Annotated in this window: 18 protein-coding genes; 9 read left to right on the top strand and 9 right to left on the bottom strand. The window is 56.2% G+C overall.

Annotated elements, in window-relative coordinates; all coding sequences use genetic code 11:
* Positions 1-39: 39 nt before the first annotated feature.
* Positions 40-1,515, top strand: a complete 1,476-nt coding sequence (trpE, locus tag K3169_RS27605) for an anthranilate synthase component I (RefSeq protein WP_099268457.1) — start codon at positions 40-42, stop codon at positions 1,513-1,515.
* A 108-nt stretch (positions 1,516-1,623) separates the two neighbouring features.
* Here the strand turns inward: trpE and estP are convergent, their stop codons facing one another.
* On the bottom strand, positions 1,624-3,552 hold the full coding sequence (gene estP / locus K3169_RS27600; protein ID WP_317633747.1) for an esterase EstP: 1,929 nt from the start codon (positions 3,550-3,552) through the stop codon (positions 1,624-1,626).
* A gap of 476 nt (positions 3,553-4,028) precedes the next feature.
* Between estP and K3169_RS27595 the strand changes: the two genes are divergently transcribed.
* Genes K3169_RS27595 through K3169_RS27580 form a run of 4 tightly spaced genes read left to right on the top strand, consistent with a single transcriptional unit; the run spans position 4,029 to position 7,286 of the window.
* Positions 4,029-4,628, top strand: a complete 600-nt coding sequence (locus tag K3169_RS27595; RefSeq protein ID WP_263272363.1) for an aminodeoxychorismate/anthranilate synthase component II — start codon at positions 4,029-4,031, stop codon at positions 4,626-4,628.
* Positions 4,629-4,649: 21 nt separating this feature from the next.
* Positions 4,650-5,699 (top strand): anthranilate phosphoribosyltransferase, encoded by a 1,050-nt coding sequence (trpD, locus tag K3169_RS27590; RefSeq protein ID WP_027900669.1) that lies wholly within the window; start codon positions 4,650-4,652, stop codon positions 5,697-5,699.
* The gene (gene trpC / locus K3169_RS27585; RefSeq protein ID WP_099268455.1) at positions 5,696-6,535 is read left to right on the top strand and encodes an indole-3-glycerol phosphate synthase TrpC; all 840 of its coding nucleotides are present in this window, start codon (positions 5,696-5,698) and stop codon (positions 6,533-6,535) included. Before trpD ends, trpC begins: the two co-directional genes overlap by 4 nt.
* Before the next feature lie 43 nt (positions 6,536-6,578).
* Entirely contained in the window at positions 6,579-7,286 is a 708-nt protein-coding gene (locus K3169_RS27580; RefSeq protein WP_099268454.1) for a biotin/lipoate A/B protein ligase family protein, read from the top strand.
* 162 nt (positions 7,287-7,448) lie between these two features.
* Here K3169_RS27580 and crp read toward each other — a convergent pair whose 3' ends face one another.
* Complete coding sequence (gene crp, locus K3169_RS27575; RefSeq protein ID WP_122706939.1) at positions 7,449-8,093, bottom strand: cAMP-activated global transcriptional regulator CRP; 645 nt, start codon at positions 8,091-8,093, stop codon at positions 7,449-7,451.
* 205 nt (positions 8,094-8,298) lie between these two features.
* On the opposite strand from crp, the gene K3169_RS27570 reads away from it, so the two are divergent.
* Both K3169_RS27570 and speD read left to right on the top strand, forming a co-directional pair.
* Positions 8,299-8,721, top strand: coding sequence for an OsmC family protein (locus K3169_RS27570; protein ID WP_027900665.1), 423 nt, complete (start codon positions 8,299-8,301; stop codon positions 8,719-8,721).
* A 238-nt stretch (positions 8,722-8,959) separates the two neighbouring features.
* A complete protein-coding gene (gene speD, locus K3169_RS27565; protein ID WP_027900664.1) occupies positions 8,960-9,760 on the top strand; it encodes an adenosylmethionine decarboxylase in 801 nt (266 codons plus the stop codon).
* A gap of 65 nt (positions 9,761-9,825) precedes the next feature.
* Here the strand turns inward: speD and coq7 are convergent, their stop codons facing one another.
* The 5 genes from coq7 to hemJ form a co-directional block, all read right to left on the bottom strand.
* Positions 9,826-10,473, bottom strand: a complete 648-nt coding sequence (gene coq7 / locus K3169_RS27560; protein WP_231676426.1) for a 2-polyprenyl-3-methyl-6-methoxy-1,4-benzoquinone monooxygenase — start codon at positions 10,471-10,473, stop codon at positions 9,826-9,828.
* Positions 10,474-10,594: 121 nt separating this feature from the next.
* Positions 10,595-10,933, bottom strand: a complete 339-nt coding sequence (locus K3169_RS27555) for a histidine triad nucleotide-binding protein (protein WP_027900662.1) — start codon at positions 10,931-10,933, stop codon at positions 10,595-10,597.
* A 92-nt stretch (positions 10,934-11,025) separates the two neighbouring features.
* Positions 11,026-11,814, bottom strand: a complete 789-nt coding sequence (locus K3169_RS27550) for an SDR family NAD(P)-dependent oxidoreductase (protein WP_263269088.1) — start codon at positions 11,812-11,814, stop codon at positions 11,026-11,028.
* Positions 11,815-11,874: 60 nt separating this feature from the next.
* On the bottom strand, positions 11,875-12,726 hold the full coding sequence (locus tag K3169_RS27545; RefSeq protein ID WP_263269086.1) for a DUF805 domain-containing protein: 852 nt from the start codon (positions 12,724-12,726) through the stop codon (positions 11,875-11,877).
* Between the two features lie 69 nt (positions 12,727-12,795).
* A complete protein-coding gene (gene hemJ, locus K3169_RS27540; protein WP_099268451.1) occupies positions 12,796-13,218 on the bottom strand; it encodes a protoporphyrinogen oxidase HemJ in 423 nt (140 codons plus the stop codon).
* 133 nt (positions 13,219-13,351) lie between these two features.
* Between hemJ and argC the strand changes: the two genes are divergently transcribed.
* Both argC and erpA read left to right on the top strand, forming a co-directional pair.
* Positions 13,352-14,386: an N-acetyl-gamma-glutamyl-phosphate reductase gene (gene argC, locus K3169_RS27535; RefSeq protein ID WP_095101166.1), complete on the top strand. Its 1,035-nt coding sequence runs from the start codon at positions 13,352-13,354 to the stop codon at positions 14,384-14,386.
* A gap of 196 nt (positions 14,387-14,582) precedes the next feature.
* Positions 14,583-14,933 (top strand): iron-sulfur cluster insertion protein ErpA, encoded by a 351-nt coding sequence (gene erpA / locus K3169_RS27530; RefSeq protein ID WP_027900658.1) that lies wholly within the window; start codon positions 14,583-14,585, stop codon positions 14,931-14,933.
* 57 nt (positions 14,934-14,990) lie between these two features.
* Here erpA and K3169_RS27525 read toward each other — a convergent pair whose 3' ends face one another.
* Positions 14,991-16,085, bottom strand: coding sequence for an anhydro-N-acetylmuramic acid kinase (locus K3169_RS27525; RefSeq protein ID WP_099268450.1), 1,095 nt, complete (start codon positions 16,083-16,085; stop codon positions 14,991-14,993).
* A 3-nt stretch (positions 16,086-16,088) separates the two neighbouring features.
* Positions 16,089-17,525, bottom strand: coding sequence for a peptidoglycan DD-metalloendopeptidase family protein (locus tag K3169_RS27520; protein ID WP_263269082.1), 1,437 nt, complete (start codon positions 17,523-17,525; stop codon positions 16,089-16,091).
* Positions 17,526-17,628: the final 103 nt, after the last annotated feature.

The raw sequence follows: 17,628 nt of genomic DNA, 5'->3' as shown, positions 1-17,628 counted from the left end.
TGCTTACCTGACTGCTAACCCTCACCAATGAGGCTGATGATGAATCGCGAAGAATTCCTGCGTTTGGCTGCTGCTGGCTATAATCGCATCCCGCTTGCCTACGAAACCCTGGCCGACTTCGACACGCCGCTGTCGATCTACCTCAAGCTTGCCGACCAACCGAACTCCTATCTGCTGGAGTCGGTGCAGGGCGGCGAGAAATGGGGCCGTTACTCGATCATCGGTTTGCCATGCCGCACGGTCTTGCGCGTTCACGATCACGATGTTCGTGTCACTCACGACGGCGTCGAGATCGAGCATCTTGAGACCGAAGACCCGCTGGCGTTCGTTGAAACCTTCAAGGCGCGTTACAACGTGCCGACCATTCCTGGCCTGCCACGTTTCAACGGCGGGCTGGTGGGTTACTTCGGTTATGACTGTGTTCGCTATGTCGAGAAGCGTCTCGGCAAATGCCCGAATCCTGATCCGTTGGGCGTGCCAGATATCCTGCTGATGGTGTCTGATGCCGTCGTCGTGTTCGATAACCTGGCGGGCAAGATGCACGCTATCGTGTTGGTCGACCCGGCCCAGCAGGACGCATACGAAAACGGCCTGGCCCGTCTCGACGAACTGATGGAACAACTGCGCCAGCCCATCACCCCGCGTCGTGGCCTGGACCTGACCCGGCCGCAAGCGGCTGATCCGGTATTCCGCTCAAGTTTCACGCAGGATGACTACGAGCGGGCAGTCGATACCATCAAGGAATACATCCTGGCGGGCGACGTCATGCAGGTGGTTCCGTCGCAGCGTATGTCCATCGACTTCAAGGCTGCACCGATTGATCTGTATCGGGCACTGCGCTGCTTCAACCCGACGCCTTACATGTACTTCTTCAACTTTGGCGATTTCCACGTGGTTGGCAGTTCTCCGGAAGTGCTGGTGCGTGTTGAAGACAACCTGATCACCGTTCGCCCGATTGCCGGCACCCGTCCACGCGGTGCGAACGAAGAAGCCGATCTGGCGCTGGAAGAAGACCTGCTGTCCGATGACAAGGAGATCGCCGAGCACTTGATGCTGATCGATCTGGGGCGCAACGACACCGGTCGTGTTTCGGAAATCGGTTCGGTCCGGCTCACCGAGAAAATGGTCATTGAGCGTTACTCCAACGTGATGCACATCGTGTCCAACGTCACCGGTCAGTTGAAAAGCGGCCTGACGGCGATGGATGCACTGCGGGCGATCCTTCCAGCAGGCACCTTGTCTGGCGCACCGAAAATCCGCGCCATGGAAATCATCGACGAACTGGAGCCCGTGAAACGTGGCGTCTACGGCGGCGCTGTGGGTTATCTGGCCTGGAACGGCAACATGGACACCGCGATTGCGATCCGGACCGCGGTCATCAAGAACGGCGAACTGCATGTACAGGCCGGTGGCGGCATCGTCGCTGACTCGGTGCCTGCGCTGGAATGGGAAGAAACCCTGAACAAACGCCGGGCGATGTTCCGCGCCGTGGCGCTGGCTGAGCAGGAGCAGTGAGGCTTAACCCTGTGGGAGCGGTGCTTGCCCGCGATAAGGCTGGACGCGGTCCACTTTAGATCGCGTCACTCTTATCGCGGGCAAGCACCGCTCCCACAGGGGGGCTGTTTAGAAGTCCAGACTCACTGCCAGATTCATCCCTTGCTGGGTGACATCATCATTCTTGCGCCAGTTGTACCCGCCGCGTAGCGTCAGGTCTCGGGTCAGTTTCTGGCTGACGCCAAGTGTGGCGCGGTTCAGATCTCGTTGCGGCGTGTAGCCTTCAAGGGTGAAATCATTGAGCGGCAGGCTGTTCAAGGCGATGGTCACCTCCTGTTGATCAGTTTCAAACTCCCGCTCATGCGCTACTTCGGCGAACAGCTGCGTCGTGGGGGTGACCTGAAACTTGCCCTGCAACCCAGCACCCAGGCGTCGTGACTTGCGAGTCTGGTCATCAAAGGTCAGGGCCGTTGAGCGAGTGCCTTTTTCCGAATAGCCATTCACGTTCACATGTGCGTAGTCCGCGCTGATGAAGGGCGATAAATGCCAAGGGCTGTTGGCGCCCGCGATATCAAATCCCAGTCTTGTACTGGCTCCCCAGATTTCACCATCCGTATCGCCTTTCTCATTCCCCTGGCTGATACCCAGTGCGAATTTGCGCTCGGCATTCTCGTAATCCAGATGTCCACCTGAGGCAGTAAGATCACCCCACCAATGGTTCGCCTGATACTGGACAAAGGCAGTCGCCAGATAGCTATTGAGTTTGTAGTCCGAATCCCGATCCCCGGCGTCCAGTTGTTGCCGATAAGCTCCGCCCACCATGCCGACTCGCCAATGATCGGCGAGTCGATAACTGCCGCCAACGGTCACGTTGTAGCCATGACCGTCAGCATTCGCTGAGTTGTCCTGTGCATCAAAGTCCATTTTCTGACCACCAGCGGCGACAATCGCACGCCACTGCCCGACGCCCTGCCAATTTCCCCAATCCGCTAGCCATTGGCTCCTCAGTTCATCCTGTTGCGCACGTAATGTGCCGTTGGCCATTTCCGGCAGCAGGCTGATTTCCCAAGGCGCTGCCAGCAACGAGTAGGCGTAATCGGCGATCAGCCGCTGGCCGGTGACGGTGGGATGCACCCCATCGTTGAACAGTAATTTACTCGGGTCCGGCGTAGCACTACTTATCCCGTAGGTGTTGTTCTCATCGCAGTTGTTACCGTTGAAGCATGTTCCTGTTAGATTCTGATCTGCGGCGAGACCAAAGCGGGCTGGCTCATTCAACGTTTCCGCAACGAAGCGTGGGATATTCAGCGGGATTATTTGCGCATCGATCTGCGCCAGGCGGCTGATCAGTTGGGCGTTGAATACACCGCTCAGTATTGAAGTGACGGGTGCCAGGATGGTGCCGGACACGGCTGGCGTCTGACCGATGTCTGGCAGCAGCCAGACCATGATGTATCGAGCCCCCGCTTGCTGCAGGACCTGGGCACTGTCGGCAAGACGATCTGCGGCCTCCCGGGACTGCGACAGACTCAGCACTCGGCCCTGCAGGAAGTCATTGCCGCCCCCGGTCAAGTAGTACAGGGCGTCAGGATCTGCCCGAAAGTTGTTAGCGATCAGGTAACCCGGTCGGCTGCGTAAAACTGCTCCGTTATCGGGGTTGATAACGTTGGACTGCGAGGTGATTGCATCATAAATCTGATCGGTACGATCTCCTCCTACCGCCCAGTTGTTGCCGTCTGCCAAACCTGAGGCGGCGTTCACTGGCGACGTGGAGGCCGCGAGGTCGGCCTGAGCAACATTGAGTTTCAGACCCAGCAAGGTCGATGAGTTCAGTCCGAAAATCTCGCCGCTGCCGTCCTGATAAGTTGGCCCGGTACGGTTGGTGAAACGTAGCGTCGATCCCATTGGGCCATCCGCATCGGGAAACTGCCCGGCATCGGCCAAGCTGTCACCGAATACCACCATGGTTGAATAAGGCGAAGAGGCTGCCCAGCTGTCAGGGCAGGCTGAAACCAGCAAGCAAGCGACAAGCGCCGCAAACCGTCGGGGTCTGAGCATGATCAGGTTCCTTTTTTGTTTTTTTAATGCTTAAGGAAAAGTAGCTATCTGAACCCTGCACGACCGGCTAAATAGTCATTAACCGCCCAGCGGTTGGCGTTATGGTTGATGTGTATTCGCTGCTTTACAGATTTGATTGGTTAGTGACTCCAAAAGTAGATTTTGATCATCTTGCCAAGGTTATGTGATATTGCGCGCCATCCCTCGGTACGCTAATGTGCCGGAACGTAAAAATGAGACCTCCCCTGTGTTGATCGTCAGCAAACTCTTGATGCGCGTTATCAAGGCTCACGCCCGCTGGCGTTGGCGCGCCTGACTTATTCTCTTCCGGCCTGTCCGGACCTCCTGATACGCCTTTAAAACTCCGCCCTGCCGCTTTTCCGGGTCAACCCCCGGTCGTTACACTAGCGGGCACTCAATCGGCAGCGATTTTGAAGGTTGAAAAAATAGTCAGTAATTCAATGGGTTTAAGCCAAATGCTGCTGATGATCGATAACTATGATTCCTTTACCTACAACGTCGTGCAGTACTTCGGTGAGCTGGGTGCCGACGTCAAGGTGATCCGCAACGACGAATTGACCGTTGCCGAGATCGAAGCCCTCAACCCTGAGCGCATTGTGGTATCGCCCGGCCCTTGTACGCCGAATGAAGCGGGTGTCTCGCTGCAGGTGATCAAACACTTCGCCGGCAAACTGCCGATTCTGGGTGTATGCCTTGGTCATCAGTCAATTGGTCAGGCGTTCGGCGGCGATGTTGTGCGCGCCCGTCAGGTGATGCACGGCAAGACCAGCCCGGTGGTTCATGAGGATCACGGCGTGTTCGAAGGGTTGAATCACCCTCTGACCGTTACCCGCTATCACTCGCTGGTTGTCAAACTCGACACCCTGCCTGATTGCCTCGAAGTGACAGCCTGGACTGCGTTGGAAGATGGTTCGAGAGACGAAATCATGGGCCTGCGCCACAAGACACTGAACGTCGAGGGTATCCAGTTTCACCCTGAATCAATTCTGACCGAGCAGGGCCACGAGCTGTTCGCCAACTTCCTCAAGCAAACCGGCGGCACCCGTCAGGGTTAAGGATTCGTTATGACTAAGCCAATGGACATCAAGACCGCTCTGGGGCGTGTTGTCGATAATCTGGATCTGAGCACCGCCGAGATGAGCGACGTCATGCGCGCCATCATGACCGGGCAGTGCACGGAAGCGCAGATTGGCGCTTTCATGATGGGCATGCGCATGAAGAGCGAAAGCATCGATGAGATTGTCGGTGCGGTTTCGGTCATGCGCGAGCTGGCCGACAAGGTTGAGCTGAAAACCCTCGATGGCGTTGTAGACGTAGTGGGCACCGGCGGTGATGGCGCTAACATTTTCAACGTTTCGACGGCGTCTTCTTTCGTGGTTGCCGCAGCCGGTTGTACCGTCGCCAAGCACGGCAACCGCGCAGTCTCGGGCAAGAGCGGCAGCGCTGATTTGCTGGAAGCGGCTGGCGTATACCTCAACCTCACGCCGGTACAAGTGGCGCGCTGCATTGACAGCGTGGGCATCGGTTTCATGTTCGCCCAGGCTCATCATGGCGCAATGAAACATGCCGCAGGCCCGCGTCGCGATCTCGGCTTGCGTACCCTGTTCAATATGCTCGGCCCGCTTACGAATCCGGCCGGTGTCCGCCATCAGGTAGTAGGCGTATTCAGTCAGGCCTTGTGCCGCCCGCTGGCCGAAGTTCTGCTTCGTCTGGGCAGCAAGCATGTACTGGTGGTGCATTCGCAGGATGGCCTGGATGAGTTCAGTCTGGCGGCACCGACGTTCGTGGCTGAACTAAAAAACGGCGAAGTCACCGAATATTGGGTGCAGCCTGAAGATCTGGGCATGAAAAGCCAGAGCCTGTTTGGCCTGAGCGTTGATGGCCCTGAAGCTTCGCTGGTCCTGATCCGCGATGCGTTGGGTCGGCGCAAAACGGAACATGGCCAGAAAGCGGCTGAAATGATCGTGCTGAATGCGGGCGCAGCGCTTTATGCTGCTGATCATGCCTACACGCTCAAAGAAGGTGTCGAGTTGGCTCACGATGCGCTTCATACCGGCCTGGCCCGGGAGAAGCTTGAAGAATTGGGTGCCTTTACCGCGGTATTCAAGCAGGAGAATGAAGAATGAGCGTGCCAACAGTTCTGGAAAAGATTCTTGCCCGTAAGGCCGAGGAGGTTGCAGCTCGCAGTGCTTCCGTCAGCCTGGCCGAAGTCGAGAAGCTGGCTGCAGCGGCTGACCCGGTTCGCGGCTTTGCCAACGCGTTGATCGAGCAAGCCAAGCGCAAGCAGCCGGCGGTCATTGCCGAAATTAAAAAGGCATCGCCGAGCAAGGGCGTGATTCGCGAGAACTTCGTACCTGCCGACATCGCCCGAAGCTATGAGAAGGGCGGGGCGACCTGCCTCTCGGTGCTGACCGATGTCGATTACTTCCAGGGTGCTGATGCTTATCTGCAGCAGGCGCGTGCTGCGTGCAAGCTGCCGGTGATCCGCAAGGACTTCATGATTGATCCCTATCAGATCATTGAAGCCCGCGCCCTTGGCGCTGATTGTGTGCTGCTGATCGTCTCTGCGCTGGATGACGTGAAAATGGCTGAGCTGGCATCGGTCGCGAAAAGCGTCGGGCTGGACGTGCTGGTTGAAGTGCACGACGGTGACGAGCTGGAGCGCGCATTGAAAACCCTCGATACGCCACTGGTCGGCGTTAACAACCGTAACCTGCATACATTCGAAGTGAGCCTGGAAACCACGCTGGATTTACTCCCGCGTATTCCTCGTGATCGTCTGGTCATCACTGAAAGCGGCATTCTCAACCGTGCCGATGTCGAGTTGATGGAAATCAGCGATGTGTATTCCTTCCTGGTGGGTGAAGCGTTCATGCGCGCCGAGCATCCGGGTGATGAACTGCAGCGTCTGTTCTTCCCTGAGCGCGGTACGCCTCCGGTGCGCAGCTCTACCCTGGACTGATCATTCCTCGGCTTTGCTTCGACAGGTTTTACAGAGGATCAACATGTCTGGTTCGGTGATTGATATCTGCGTCGAAGCTGGCCTGAAAGCCGAGCAGGACTTGCTTGCCTCAGTCTGTGACGGAAATTCCGATTTTGCATTACTGCTCTGGCGACCGAGCGATCGAGCGCTGGTGATGCCTCGCCGCATGAGCCGTTTGCCCGGATTTGTAGAGGCCAGCGAAACACTGGCTGACAGCGGCTGGCCAATTCTGTTGCGGGAAACCGGAGGTGAGCCGGTTCCGCAGTCGTCAGCCACGGTGAACATCGCCCTGGTTTACGCCCAGCCTGCAAGTGACCCGGATCGCGACCGTATCGAACTCGCCTATCGCCGTCTGTGTCAGCCGATTCTGGATGTTTTGAATGAGTTGGGCGGCGCTGCTTCGTTGGGCGAGGTGGAAGGTGCGTTTTGTGACGGTCGCTTCAACGTCAATCTTGATGGCCGCAAGATGGTCGGCACTGCCCAGCGTTGGCGCCAGAGTCAAGGTGGACTGAGGCCTGTCGTGCTCGCCCACGGTGCATTGCTGGTCGATAACGAACGGCATGAAATGGTCGCCGCCGTTAATCGCTTCAACGAAATCTGCGAGCTTGATCAGCGCGTGCGAGCCGACAGCCATATTGCATTGCGCGAGGCGTTTGCGGTTGAGGGTGTGTTGGAGAGGTTGGCGCAGACCTATCAGGAAGGACTTTCGCTGTTATCGGGGCAAAGGTGAGCCCACGACCTGTGGGAGCGAATTCATTCGCGAAGAGGCCAGTCCATTCAATGCATATCTATCGCTTCAGATACCGCTTTCGCGAATGAATTCGCTCCCACGGGAGATAAGATTTCAATCCATGCCTATGGGTGATTCAGCGATAGCCCCCGATTGGCTTTCTCAACGCGTCCCGAACACCACCATCGTCTTGCCTTTGACGTGGACCAGTTTCTGTTCTTCCAGCGCTTTGAGCACCCGGCCAACCATTTCTCGTGAACATCCCACAATACGTCCGATTTCCTGGCGCGTGATCTTGATCTGCATGCCGTCAGGGTGAGTCATTGCATCCGGTTGTTTGCATAAATCCAGCAGCGTACCGGCGACACGGCCAGTGACATCGAGAAAGGCCAGGTCGCCAACCTTGCGCGTGGTGTTGCGCAGACGTTCGGCCATCTGGGCGCCAAGGGCGTACAGGATTTCCGGTTCCAGCAGCGATATCTCGCGGAATTTGCTGTAGCTGATTTCAGCAATTTCGCACTCGGTCTTGGCACGCACCCAGGCGCTGCGCTCTTTTTCATTTCCGACAGGTTCGAAAAGCCCAAGCTCGCCGCAGAAATCTCCGGAGTTCAGGTAGGCAACGATCATCTCGCGGCCTTCATCATCTTCGATCAGCACGGTGACCGAGCCTTTGATGATGAAGAACAAGGACTCGGAACGATCCCCTGCACAAATGATGTTGGATTTGGCCGAATAGCGGCGACGCTGGGCGTGAGCCAGAAACTTTTCCAGGTGCTTGGTCTTTGATGACAGGGGAATAGCTAGCATTCTTTTGTCCTGAAAAAGTACATCGCCGGAGGCATTGTTAGCGTTATCGGCAGCAGATTGCATTTAGCCAGCTTTTTGGATCTCATTTGAGACCATTTCGGAAATTTCCTACAGGTTGGTCTTAAAGTGGAATTTCTCGGTACGTTCAGAGCGTGGCGAGCGCTGTGCTAAGCTGGCCGCCTTTTCAGCATTGGAGCCCCTGGCGATGAAAGCACGCATTCAATGGGCTGGTGAAGCCATGTTCCTCGGTGAATCCGGCAGTGGTCACGTAGTGGTGATGGACGGCCCGCCCGAGAGTGGCGGTCGCAATCTGGGCGTGCGCCCTATGGAGATGGTGCTGATCGGCCTCGGCGGTTGCAGCAACTTCGATGTGGTCAGCATTCTGAAGAAGTCGCGCCAGCCAGTAGAAAGCTGCGAGGCCTTTCTGGAAGCCGAACGCGCCACTGAAGATCCAAAGGTATTCACCAAAATTCACCTGCATTTCGTGGTGAAGGGCCGTGGCTTGAAAGAAGCTCAGGTCAAGCGCGCCATCGAGCTGTCCGCCGAGAAATACTGCTCAGCCTCGATCATGCTCGGCAACGCCGGGGTCGAGATTACTCACGACTACGAAATCATTGAATTGGGCTAACGACACCCAATTATCATAAAAGCGGCGCACACTCTGGCAGACAGCTCCTGACGTCTGCATAATGCGCCCCTTTTTCAGGGAGCAGGATGCGCAGGTTGTTTGCGGCCGCTCCCGACCAGACAACCAAAATCGCCACCGCGAAGAGGTGTTAACCGTCCTACGCAGCTGAGCTTCGCTCAACTGACGGGCATGCTTGATCACGTGGCTTGGGCCGCACATATATAGAGAGTTTTTAACGGTGAAAAGCAAACTCAAGCTCCACGGGTTCAATAACCTGACAAAGACCTTGAGCTTCAACATCTATGACATCTGCTATGCGGAAACCCCGCAGGACCAGCAGGCTTACGTCGAGTACATCAACAGTGTGTACGACGCCGAACGCCTGACGCGGATTCTGACCGATGTCGTCGATATCATTGGCGCCAACATCCTCAACATCGCCCGCCAGGATTACGATCCTCAAGGCGCCAGCGTGACTATTCTGATTTCCGAGCAGCCGGTGACGCCTACCGAAAGCCAGATCGAAGAGTCGCCGGGCCCGCTGCCGGAAACCATTCTGGCGCACCTCGACAAGAGCCACATCACCGTCCATACCTATCCGGAAATTCACCCGGTTGACGGTATCGCGACCTTCCGTGTGGACATCGACGTGTCAACCTGTGGGGTGATTTCACCGCTTAAAGCGCTGAACTACCTGATTCACAAGTTCGAATCAGACATCGTGACGGTCGACTATCGTGTGCGCGGCTTCACCCGTGACGTTGAAGGCAAGAAGCACTTCATCGACCATGAGATCAACTCGATTCAGAACTACCTCTCTGAAGACACGCGCAACAGTTACCAGATGACAGACGTGAACGTGTATCAGGAGAACCTGTTCCACACCAAGATGCTGCTCAAGAACTTCGAACTGGATAACTACCTGTTCGGCGACGCGACCAGCAATCTGTCCCCGGTGCAACGCGATCAGGTGACCGCCAAGGTCAAGCACGAAATGCTGGAAATCTTCTACGGCCGCAACGTTAACGTCGCCGTCTAGGATTCAATGCAAAAAGAAAGGCGCCTGCTAAAGGCGCCTTTTTTTGTGCTCGCGATTTATCGGGTTTAAATACGATAAGTGCTTTTGGTCATGAGCTTGGCCAGCACGCTCATGCCAAACTTGACCGGCGCCGGGAAGCGGAAGCCGCCTGCATCCAGCGCGCTTTGTGCGTGGTGTTCTTCGTCGGCACGCATCTGCTCAAGAATCGCACGGGACTTTTCGTCTTCGGCGGGAAGTTGCTCAAGGTGCTCATTCAAGTGTTTGCAGACCTGATCTTCGGTCGCTGCGACGAAACCCAGGCTGACCTTGTCGCTGATCAACCCTGCTGCGGCGCCGATGCCGAAGGACAAGCCGTAAAATAGTGGATTGAGTACGCTGGTATGGCTGCCCAACTGGTGAATGCGCTGTTCACACCAGACCAGATGGTCAATCTCTTCTTCTGCGGCATGCTCCATCGCTTTGCGTATATCGGGCAATTTGGCGGTGAGTGCCTGCCCTTGATACAACGCCTGGGCGCACACTTCACCTGTGTGGTTGATACGCATCAGGCCTGCAACGTGCCGAGTATCAACGTCACTCATCGCAACTTCGGGCTGGACGAGGGCGGGCGAGGGACGAGAGGAGTATCCCTTGGACGGCAACAGCGTGCGCATCGCAGCGTCGGCCTGCAAAAGGATACGGTCGATAGGGGAGTAGTGACGTTCGGTAGCCATGGGCACCTCCGGAAAAACCTGGGGCCAGTCTACCCCAATCCGCCAGATGAGGCTTGAGCTGGATCAGCTGGCTAGAGCCCTGGCGGGCTCCAGCCTTACTGCAAGTCTTTGAATATCGGGATTAACCCGGCGGCCAGTTCATCTGACGCTGACCCAGAACGTGCATATGAATGTGATAGACGGTCTGTCCGCCCAGCTCATTGCAGTTCATGACCACGCGAAATCCATCCTCACAGCCCAGCTCTTTCGCCAGACGTTGCGCGGTGAACAGAATATGACCGGCCAGGCCTTTGTCTTCTTCGGTCAGGTCATTAAGCGTGCGGATCGGTTTTTTCGGGATAACCAGAAAGTGGACCGGTGCCTGGGGGGCAATGTCGTGAAAGGCCAGCACTTGATCGTCTTCGTAGATGATCTTCGCCGGTATTTCGCGGTTGATGATCTTGGTGAACAAAGTATCCACAGCCATTTGCTCCTTGTGGTGGATGGAACGTGCAGATGAATGGACCGCACCGAGTGTACTGACGGGATCGGCCCGCGCCCAGTGTTTGTCGGTCAGCGCGAGCACACGGACTTGTTGATAAGCCCGGCAATGTTACGGCTTACCCAGCGTGAGACCAGCCTGGGGCTGAATGTGATCAATCGGTTACGCCAGCCAGGAATGATCACTGCGCGGTTCTTTGCCAACGCGCGAACGGTGTACAGCGCCACTTCTTCGGGGCTCATCATTTTCTGGTTGCCGCTTTTACCCACTTGCAATTGGGCAGTACGGAAAAAACTGGTTCGCGTAGGGCCCGGGCACAGGACCGATACTTTGATCCCGTTTTTCTTGACCTCCTCACGCAGCCCTTCCGAAAAATGCAGCACATAAGCTTTGCTTGCGTAATAAGCGCTCATCCACGGGCCTGGGCTGAACGCAGCCACAGATGCAACGTTGAGAATTTGTCCGCCACCCTGCAGCGCCATCAAATTACCGACCGTGTGGCAAAGGCGGGTGAGGGCCAGAATGTTCAAGTCGATCAGGTCCTGTTCCAATCCCCAGTCCTGGGCCAGGAACGGGCCGGATGTTCCGATGCCGGCGCAATTGACCAGCAGGTCGATCTGGTGCGCACCTTCTTCTTCCAGTTCCAGCAGAAAACCTGACAGGCGCAAGGGTTCGCCCAGATCGCATGCGCGAATCAGTACCTCTACGCCGAAACGCTGAGTCAGTTCAATGGCGATCGTTTCCAGCTGATCGCGCTGACGGGCGACGAGTAACAGGCTCCGTCCTCTGCGCGCCAAGGCTTCGGCCATGGCCAGGCCAATTCCGCTGGTTGCCCCGGTGATCAAGGCGTAACGGGTCATGCGGTTCTCCGTTGAACGTAGTGCGGGCCGCGGAGTTTAGTCCAGGGCCTGGACGACAGGCTATTGATCGTCATCAGGCAGTGACTGCTCATATTGTGTGGTGACGTCCGACAGCTCTTCTTTCAGTGAAAGGAACCCGCCAGTCAGTGTGGTGATCACGGACACGCCAATGAACACAATCCACATGCAGGCCAGCAGGATGACGCCACGGTTATTAGGGGGCGGCGGCGGGCCATAGCGGTTGGCTCCCTTGTTACCCGGGGCGAAAATCAGAAGCAGAGGCAGCACAAAGCCTATGTAGGGCACCAGATATAAACACAGCAGCCACGCCGACCATCCTGCATCGTGCAGCCGTTGAGCACCTATCTGAAGGCCAACCAGGAAGAATGCTGCTCCAACAATCGCCAGCAACAAGCCGCCGCCAACCAAAGAGGCGCTCATGATCACTGAGCATATGCCGGCAGCAATAAAGCCTGTGACAACCAGCACTGATATCCACGCCAGGTAACGTACACGCCCAATTCGCCCCTGAAAGCTGAAGATTTTCAGTTCTGATTGTTTTGTCTCGTCATCTATGACACTTGCGCGAGGTGGTGCGTATGGCGAAGTCGGTACTGGCTGAGAGGACTGTAGCGTCGGCGAGGTTTCTTCTACTTCTTCAATGTTCAGGATTATTACGGGGTCACTTTCGATGCGCGCTTCGACACCAGCATCGTTAAGCGCTTTAAGGTAGACCTGTGCGTCGGCCTGAGTCAGCCCTCGCTTGAGGGCGACGGGTTTGCCGCTGAACAGATTGTCTACAGCGGTAACTTCACTCTTGAAAAGGCTAGCAAGATTGAGCTTGGCAGTCTGCAACTCAACACCGTTACGCAACTGCCCTTCGAACACAATCTTGAACAGCGGGGTGGTCATGCTTCGCTTCCTTGTCGTGAGAACGGCAACGCGGACCGCCTAGGATGACTAGACGGTCCCGTCAGGAGATTAGAAAGGTTTAACCACCACCAGAATGACGACTGCCAGCAGGATCAATACAGGGATTTCGTTGAACCAGCGGTAAAACACATGGCTACGGCCATTTTCGCCACGAGCGAAGCGTTTGACCTGTGCGCCACACACATGGTGATAGCCGATCAGCAGAATGACCAGTGTCAGCTTGGCGTGCATCCAGCCCTGGCTCATGTACCCCGGCACCAAAGCGATAAGCCAGATGCCAAAAATCAATGTCGCAATCATCGCCGGGCCCATGATTCCCCGGTACAGCTTACGCTCCATGGTACAGAAGCGTTCACGGCTGACCGCGTCCTCGCTCATGGAGTGGTAAACGAAAAGTCTTGGCAGGTAGAACAGCCCTGCGAACCAACAGACCACTGAAACGATATGAAAAGCCTTGATCCATAAAAGCATTTTTAGTTATTCCCAGGTTCACGGTATGCAAATAGTAGTGGCTTGAGCGCCCATACGTCACGTTGTCGGTTGTCGCAGACGCGCCAGGCCCATATTATCGACGGCTTTCCAGTTGGTACGTTGAGGGCAGGTTATGGTCAAGGTCGGTATCGTCGGCGGCACGGGTTACACCGGTGTCGAGTTGCTGCGTCTGTTGGCACAGCATCCGCAAGCTGAAGTGGTCGTTATTACTTCTCGATCCGAGGCAGGTCTGCCTGTTGCTGATATGTACCCTAATCTGCGCGGCCATTACGATGGCCTCGCATTTAGCGTGCCTGATATTGCAACGCTTGGTGCCTGTGACGTTGTCTTCTTCGCCACGCCTCACGGCGTCGCGCATTCCCTTGCAGGCGAACTCTTGAATGCCGGCACTCGGGTCATCGACCTGTCTGCTGACTTCCGTCTGCAAGACTCCGTGGAGTGGGCGAAGTGGTACGGTCAGCCTCACGGCGCGCCAGAGTTGCTCAAGGATGCAGTTTATGGTTTGCCGGAAGTTAACCGTGAGCAAATCAAGCAGGCTCGCCTTATTGCTGTGCCAGGGTGCTATCCAACCGCCACGCAACTGGGTTTCCTGCCATTGCTGGAAGCCGGGCTTGCCGATAACACGCGTCTGATTGCCGACTGCAAGTCCGGTGTTAGCGGGGCAGGTCGTGGCTTGAGCATCGGCTCGCTGTACTCCGAGGCCAATGAAAGCTTCAAGGCTTATGCGGTCAAAGGCCATCGTCACTTGCCAGAAATCACCCAAGGGCTGCGTCGCGCGGCTGGCGGCGATGTTGGTCTGACCTTCGTCCCACACCTGACGCCAATGATCCGTGGTATTCACTCCACGCTGTACGCCACAGTCGTCGATAAGTCAGTTGATCTGCAGGCGCTGTTCGAGAAGCGTTATGCCAACGAGCCGTTCGTGGATGTGATGCCTGCTGGCAGCCATCCGGAAACCCGCAGCGTGCGCGGTGCCAACGTTTGCCGTATTGCGGTCCATCGTCCGCAGGGCGGGGATCTGGTCGTGGTCCTCTCGGTTATCGACAACCTGGTCAAAGGTGCCTCGGGCCAGGCCGTACAGAACATGAACATTATGTTCGGGCTGGACGAGAAGCTGGGTCTGTCCCATGCCGGGATGATGCCTTAGACGCAGCTTCAAGCTTCAAGCTTCAAGCTTCAAGCTGCACGCTGCACGCTGCAAGCTGAAAGAATGCATGGTGCTTCTTGTCGCTTGTAGCTTGCCGCTCATCGCTGCTCCTCTAATAGTTGACCAATTTTCTCGGAGAAGCGGATAATGCGCGTCATTACGCATTATGACGGCTTAGCGCCGGGAGATATTTAACATGAGCGTCGAATCCTTCACTCCAACGGCTTTGCAATTCACCCATGGTGCTGCGCACAAGGTGAAGACCCTGGTCGATGAAGAGGGCAACGATCGCCTTAAGCTGCGTGTATTCGTGACTGGCGGCGGTTGTTCCGGGTTTCAGTACGGTTTCACTTTCGATGAAGACGTCGCCGACGATGACACCATCGTTGAGCGCGAAGGCGTAAGCCTGGTGGTCGATCCAATGAGCTTTCAGTACCTGGCGGGTGCTGAAGTGGATTATCAGGAAGGTCTTGAAGGTTCGCGTTTCGTTATCAAGAACCCTAACGCTTCCACTACTTGCGGCTGCGGGTCTTCATTCTCGATCTGATTGTCCTGCACACATAAAAACGCCGCGCAAATGCGCGGCGTTTTTGTTCGTCTGGAGTCAGGCCGGGTAGATAGCGCCCAGCACTCGCAGACCCTGAGCGCCCGTGACGGTCGGACGGTTGGCAGGCACGCCTTCCAGGCAGCAATGCGCCAGCCAGGCAAACGCCATGGCTTCTACCCAGTCAGGGTCAACACCAAAGGCGGCCGTACTGCTGACTTTGGTATTAGGGAGCAATTCCGCCAGGCGATTGGTCAGTGCCACGTTGTGCGCACCGCCGCCACAGATCAGCAGCTCCTTGGTTTCCGACTGAGCCGATTGCAGGGATTCTGTAATCGACAGAGCGGTTAGCTCCATCAATGTCGCCTGTACGTTTTCGGCAGAAAGCGTCGGCAGCTGGAACAGATGGTGGTGCAGCCAGCCGAGGTTGAACACCTCCCGTCCTGTGCTCTTCGGACCCTTGGTCAGGAAGAACGGATCGCTGAGTAGCGCTTTCAGCAGGGCAGGATCAACTTTGCCACTTGCGCCCCATGCGCCGTCACGATCAAAACCTTCACCGCGCTGCGACTGAATCCACGCATCAAGCAAAACGTTGCCTGGGCCGCAGTCAAAGCCGGTTACCGGCCTGTCCAGTTCGATAAGGCTCAGGTTGCTGAAACCGCCAATGTTGAGAACGGCACGACGGTCTTTATTGTCGTCGAACAGCGCCTCATGAAACGCGGGAACCAGAGGTGCGCCCTGACCACCAGCCGCGATGTCGCGGCGACGGAAATCGCTGACTACGGTGATCTCGGTCAGCTCAGCCAGCAGCGCCGGGTTGCCGATCTGGATGCTGAAACCGCGAGCGGGCTCATGGCGGATGGTCTGGCCATGGCTGCCGATGGCGCGAATCTGGCCAGCGACCATACCTTGTTGGGTCAGAAGCGTCAGTACGCCTTCAGCTGCCAGGCGAACCCACTTCTGTTCAGCGATCGCTGCACGAGCCAACTCGTCCGGTCCGCTGGAGCAAAGCCCTAGCAACTCGGCGCGCAAGTCCTCCGGCATCGGGATGTAGTGAGTTGCCAACAGTCTTGGCCGGTCATCCTGCTCAACAAGGGCGATATCGATCCCATCGAGACTGCTGCCGGACATCACACCTATATAAAAGAAGGCCATGGCTTATCGTTTGCTCGAGGCCAGCATGGTGGCCTTTTCCTGATCCATACGAGCCATCAATGGCTGGCTCTGCTGCATGAACCGCTGTTTTTCGGATTTGGCGATCGGATCCGCCATCGGCAATTTACGACCCAGAGGGTCGACGTGCACGCCATTTACCTGGAACTCATAGTGCAAATGCGGGCCTGTCGACAGACCGGTAGTACCAATATAGCCGATCACCTGACCTTGTCTGACGGTGCTTCCAGTCTGAACGCCTTTGGCAAAGCCTTGCATGTGACCGTACAGCGTACGGTACGTATCGCCGTGCTGAATGATTACCGTGTTGCCATATCCGCCGCGACGGCCTGCCAGCAGTACCTTGCCGTCGCCGGTAGCTTTGATCGGCGTACCGCGTGGCGCTGCATAATCGACGCCTTTGTGCGCGCGGATCTTGTTCAGGATGGGGTGCTTGCGACCCATGGAGAACATTGAGCTGATGCGGGCGAAGTCAACGGGCGTGCGGATGAAGGCCTTGCGCATGCTGTTGCCGTCGGCGGTGTAGTAGTTGGTGTTGCCCTGTTTGTTGGTGTAACGAACTGCGGAGTAGGACTTGCCCTGGTTGGTAAAACGGGCAGAAAGGATATTGCCGGTGCCTACCGTTTTGCCGTTGATGACCTTCTGCTCGTAGATGACGTCGAATTCGTCACCCTTACGGATGTCCTGAGCGAAGTCGATGTCGTAGCCAAAGATATTGGCCATGTCCATCGTCATGGTGTGCGAAAGGCCTGCACGTTGTGCGGACTGTGACAGGGAATTGGTGATTACGCCGTGTATGTAGGCTGTACGCACATCTGGCTTGCTGATTTCACGATTGAACGTGAAGCCACTGTCCGTTTTGGACAAGCTGATGCTTTCCAGCTGGCTGAGCTTGGTGTGCAGTTGCTTCAACTGACCTTCCGGCGTCAGTTCGAATTGCAGAACCTGGCCATCCTGCAGGCGGCTGAATTGTTTGGCTTCCTTATTACTGGCCATGACTTCATGCACGGTCGCAGCTGGAAGGCCTACCTTTTCAAACAGAGTGGACAGGGTGTCCCCTCTGGCTACGGTAACTTCCCGATGGTTGGGATTCTTGGGTGCAGCCGCCGCAACTGTGCTGTCTGCGGTGGGCTGGGGTTCATTGGCCGCATTGCTCTCAGTTTGCTCATCGCCATTGTCGATCTGGGCGAATGGAGAATCTGTTACCGATTGTGTGGCTTCAGTCGTTTCCAGAGCGTCTTGGTTAGGTGCGCTTTGATCAGCAGGCGCTTCCATATCAAGATTCAAAACGGTTTTTTTAGCTTCGACTTCGCTTGAGGGAAAGACCAAGAGCGCCAGGCTTAGCAGGGCGGCGATGCCGCTGGCTGCGAGCAGGTGAGTCTTGGGATAAAGCGGTGGCGCTTTAGGCGGCGTGTCTATCATAGGTAATTTGACTTTGAAAAAAGATGAATTGGAAAAGATGAATGACATGATGAAGATGAAATAACTGTATAAAATATAACCAAAACCTGTGCGAAGCAACCCT

Source organism: Pseudomonas phytophila (assembly GCF_025643095.1).
Taxonomy (GTDB): Bacteria; Pseudomonadota; Gammaproteobacteria; order Pseudomonadales; family Pseudomonadaceae; genus Aquipseudomonas; species Aquipseudomonas quasicaspiana.
Note: the sequence above shows the minus strand (reverse complement) of the source record. Positions and strands in the feature narration are given on the sequence as shown.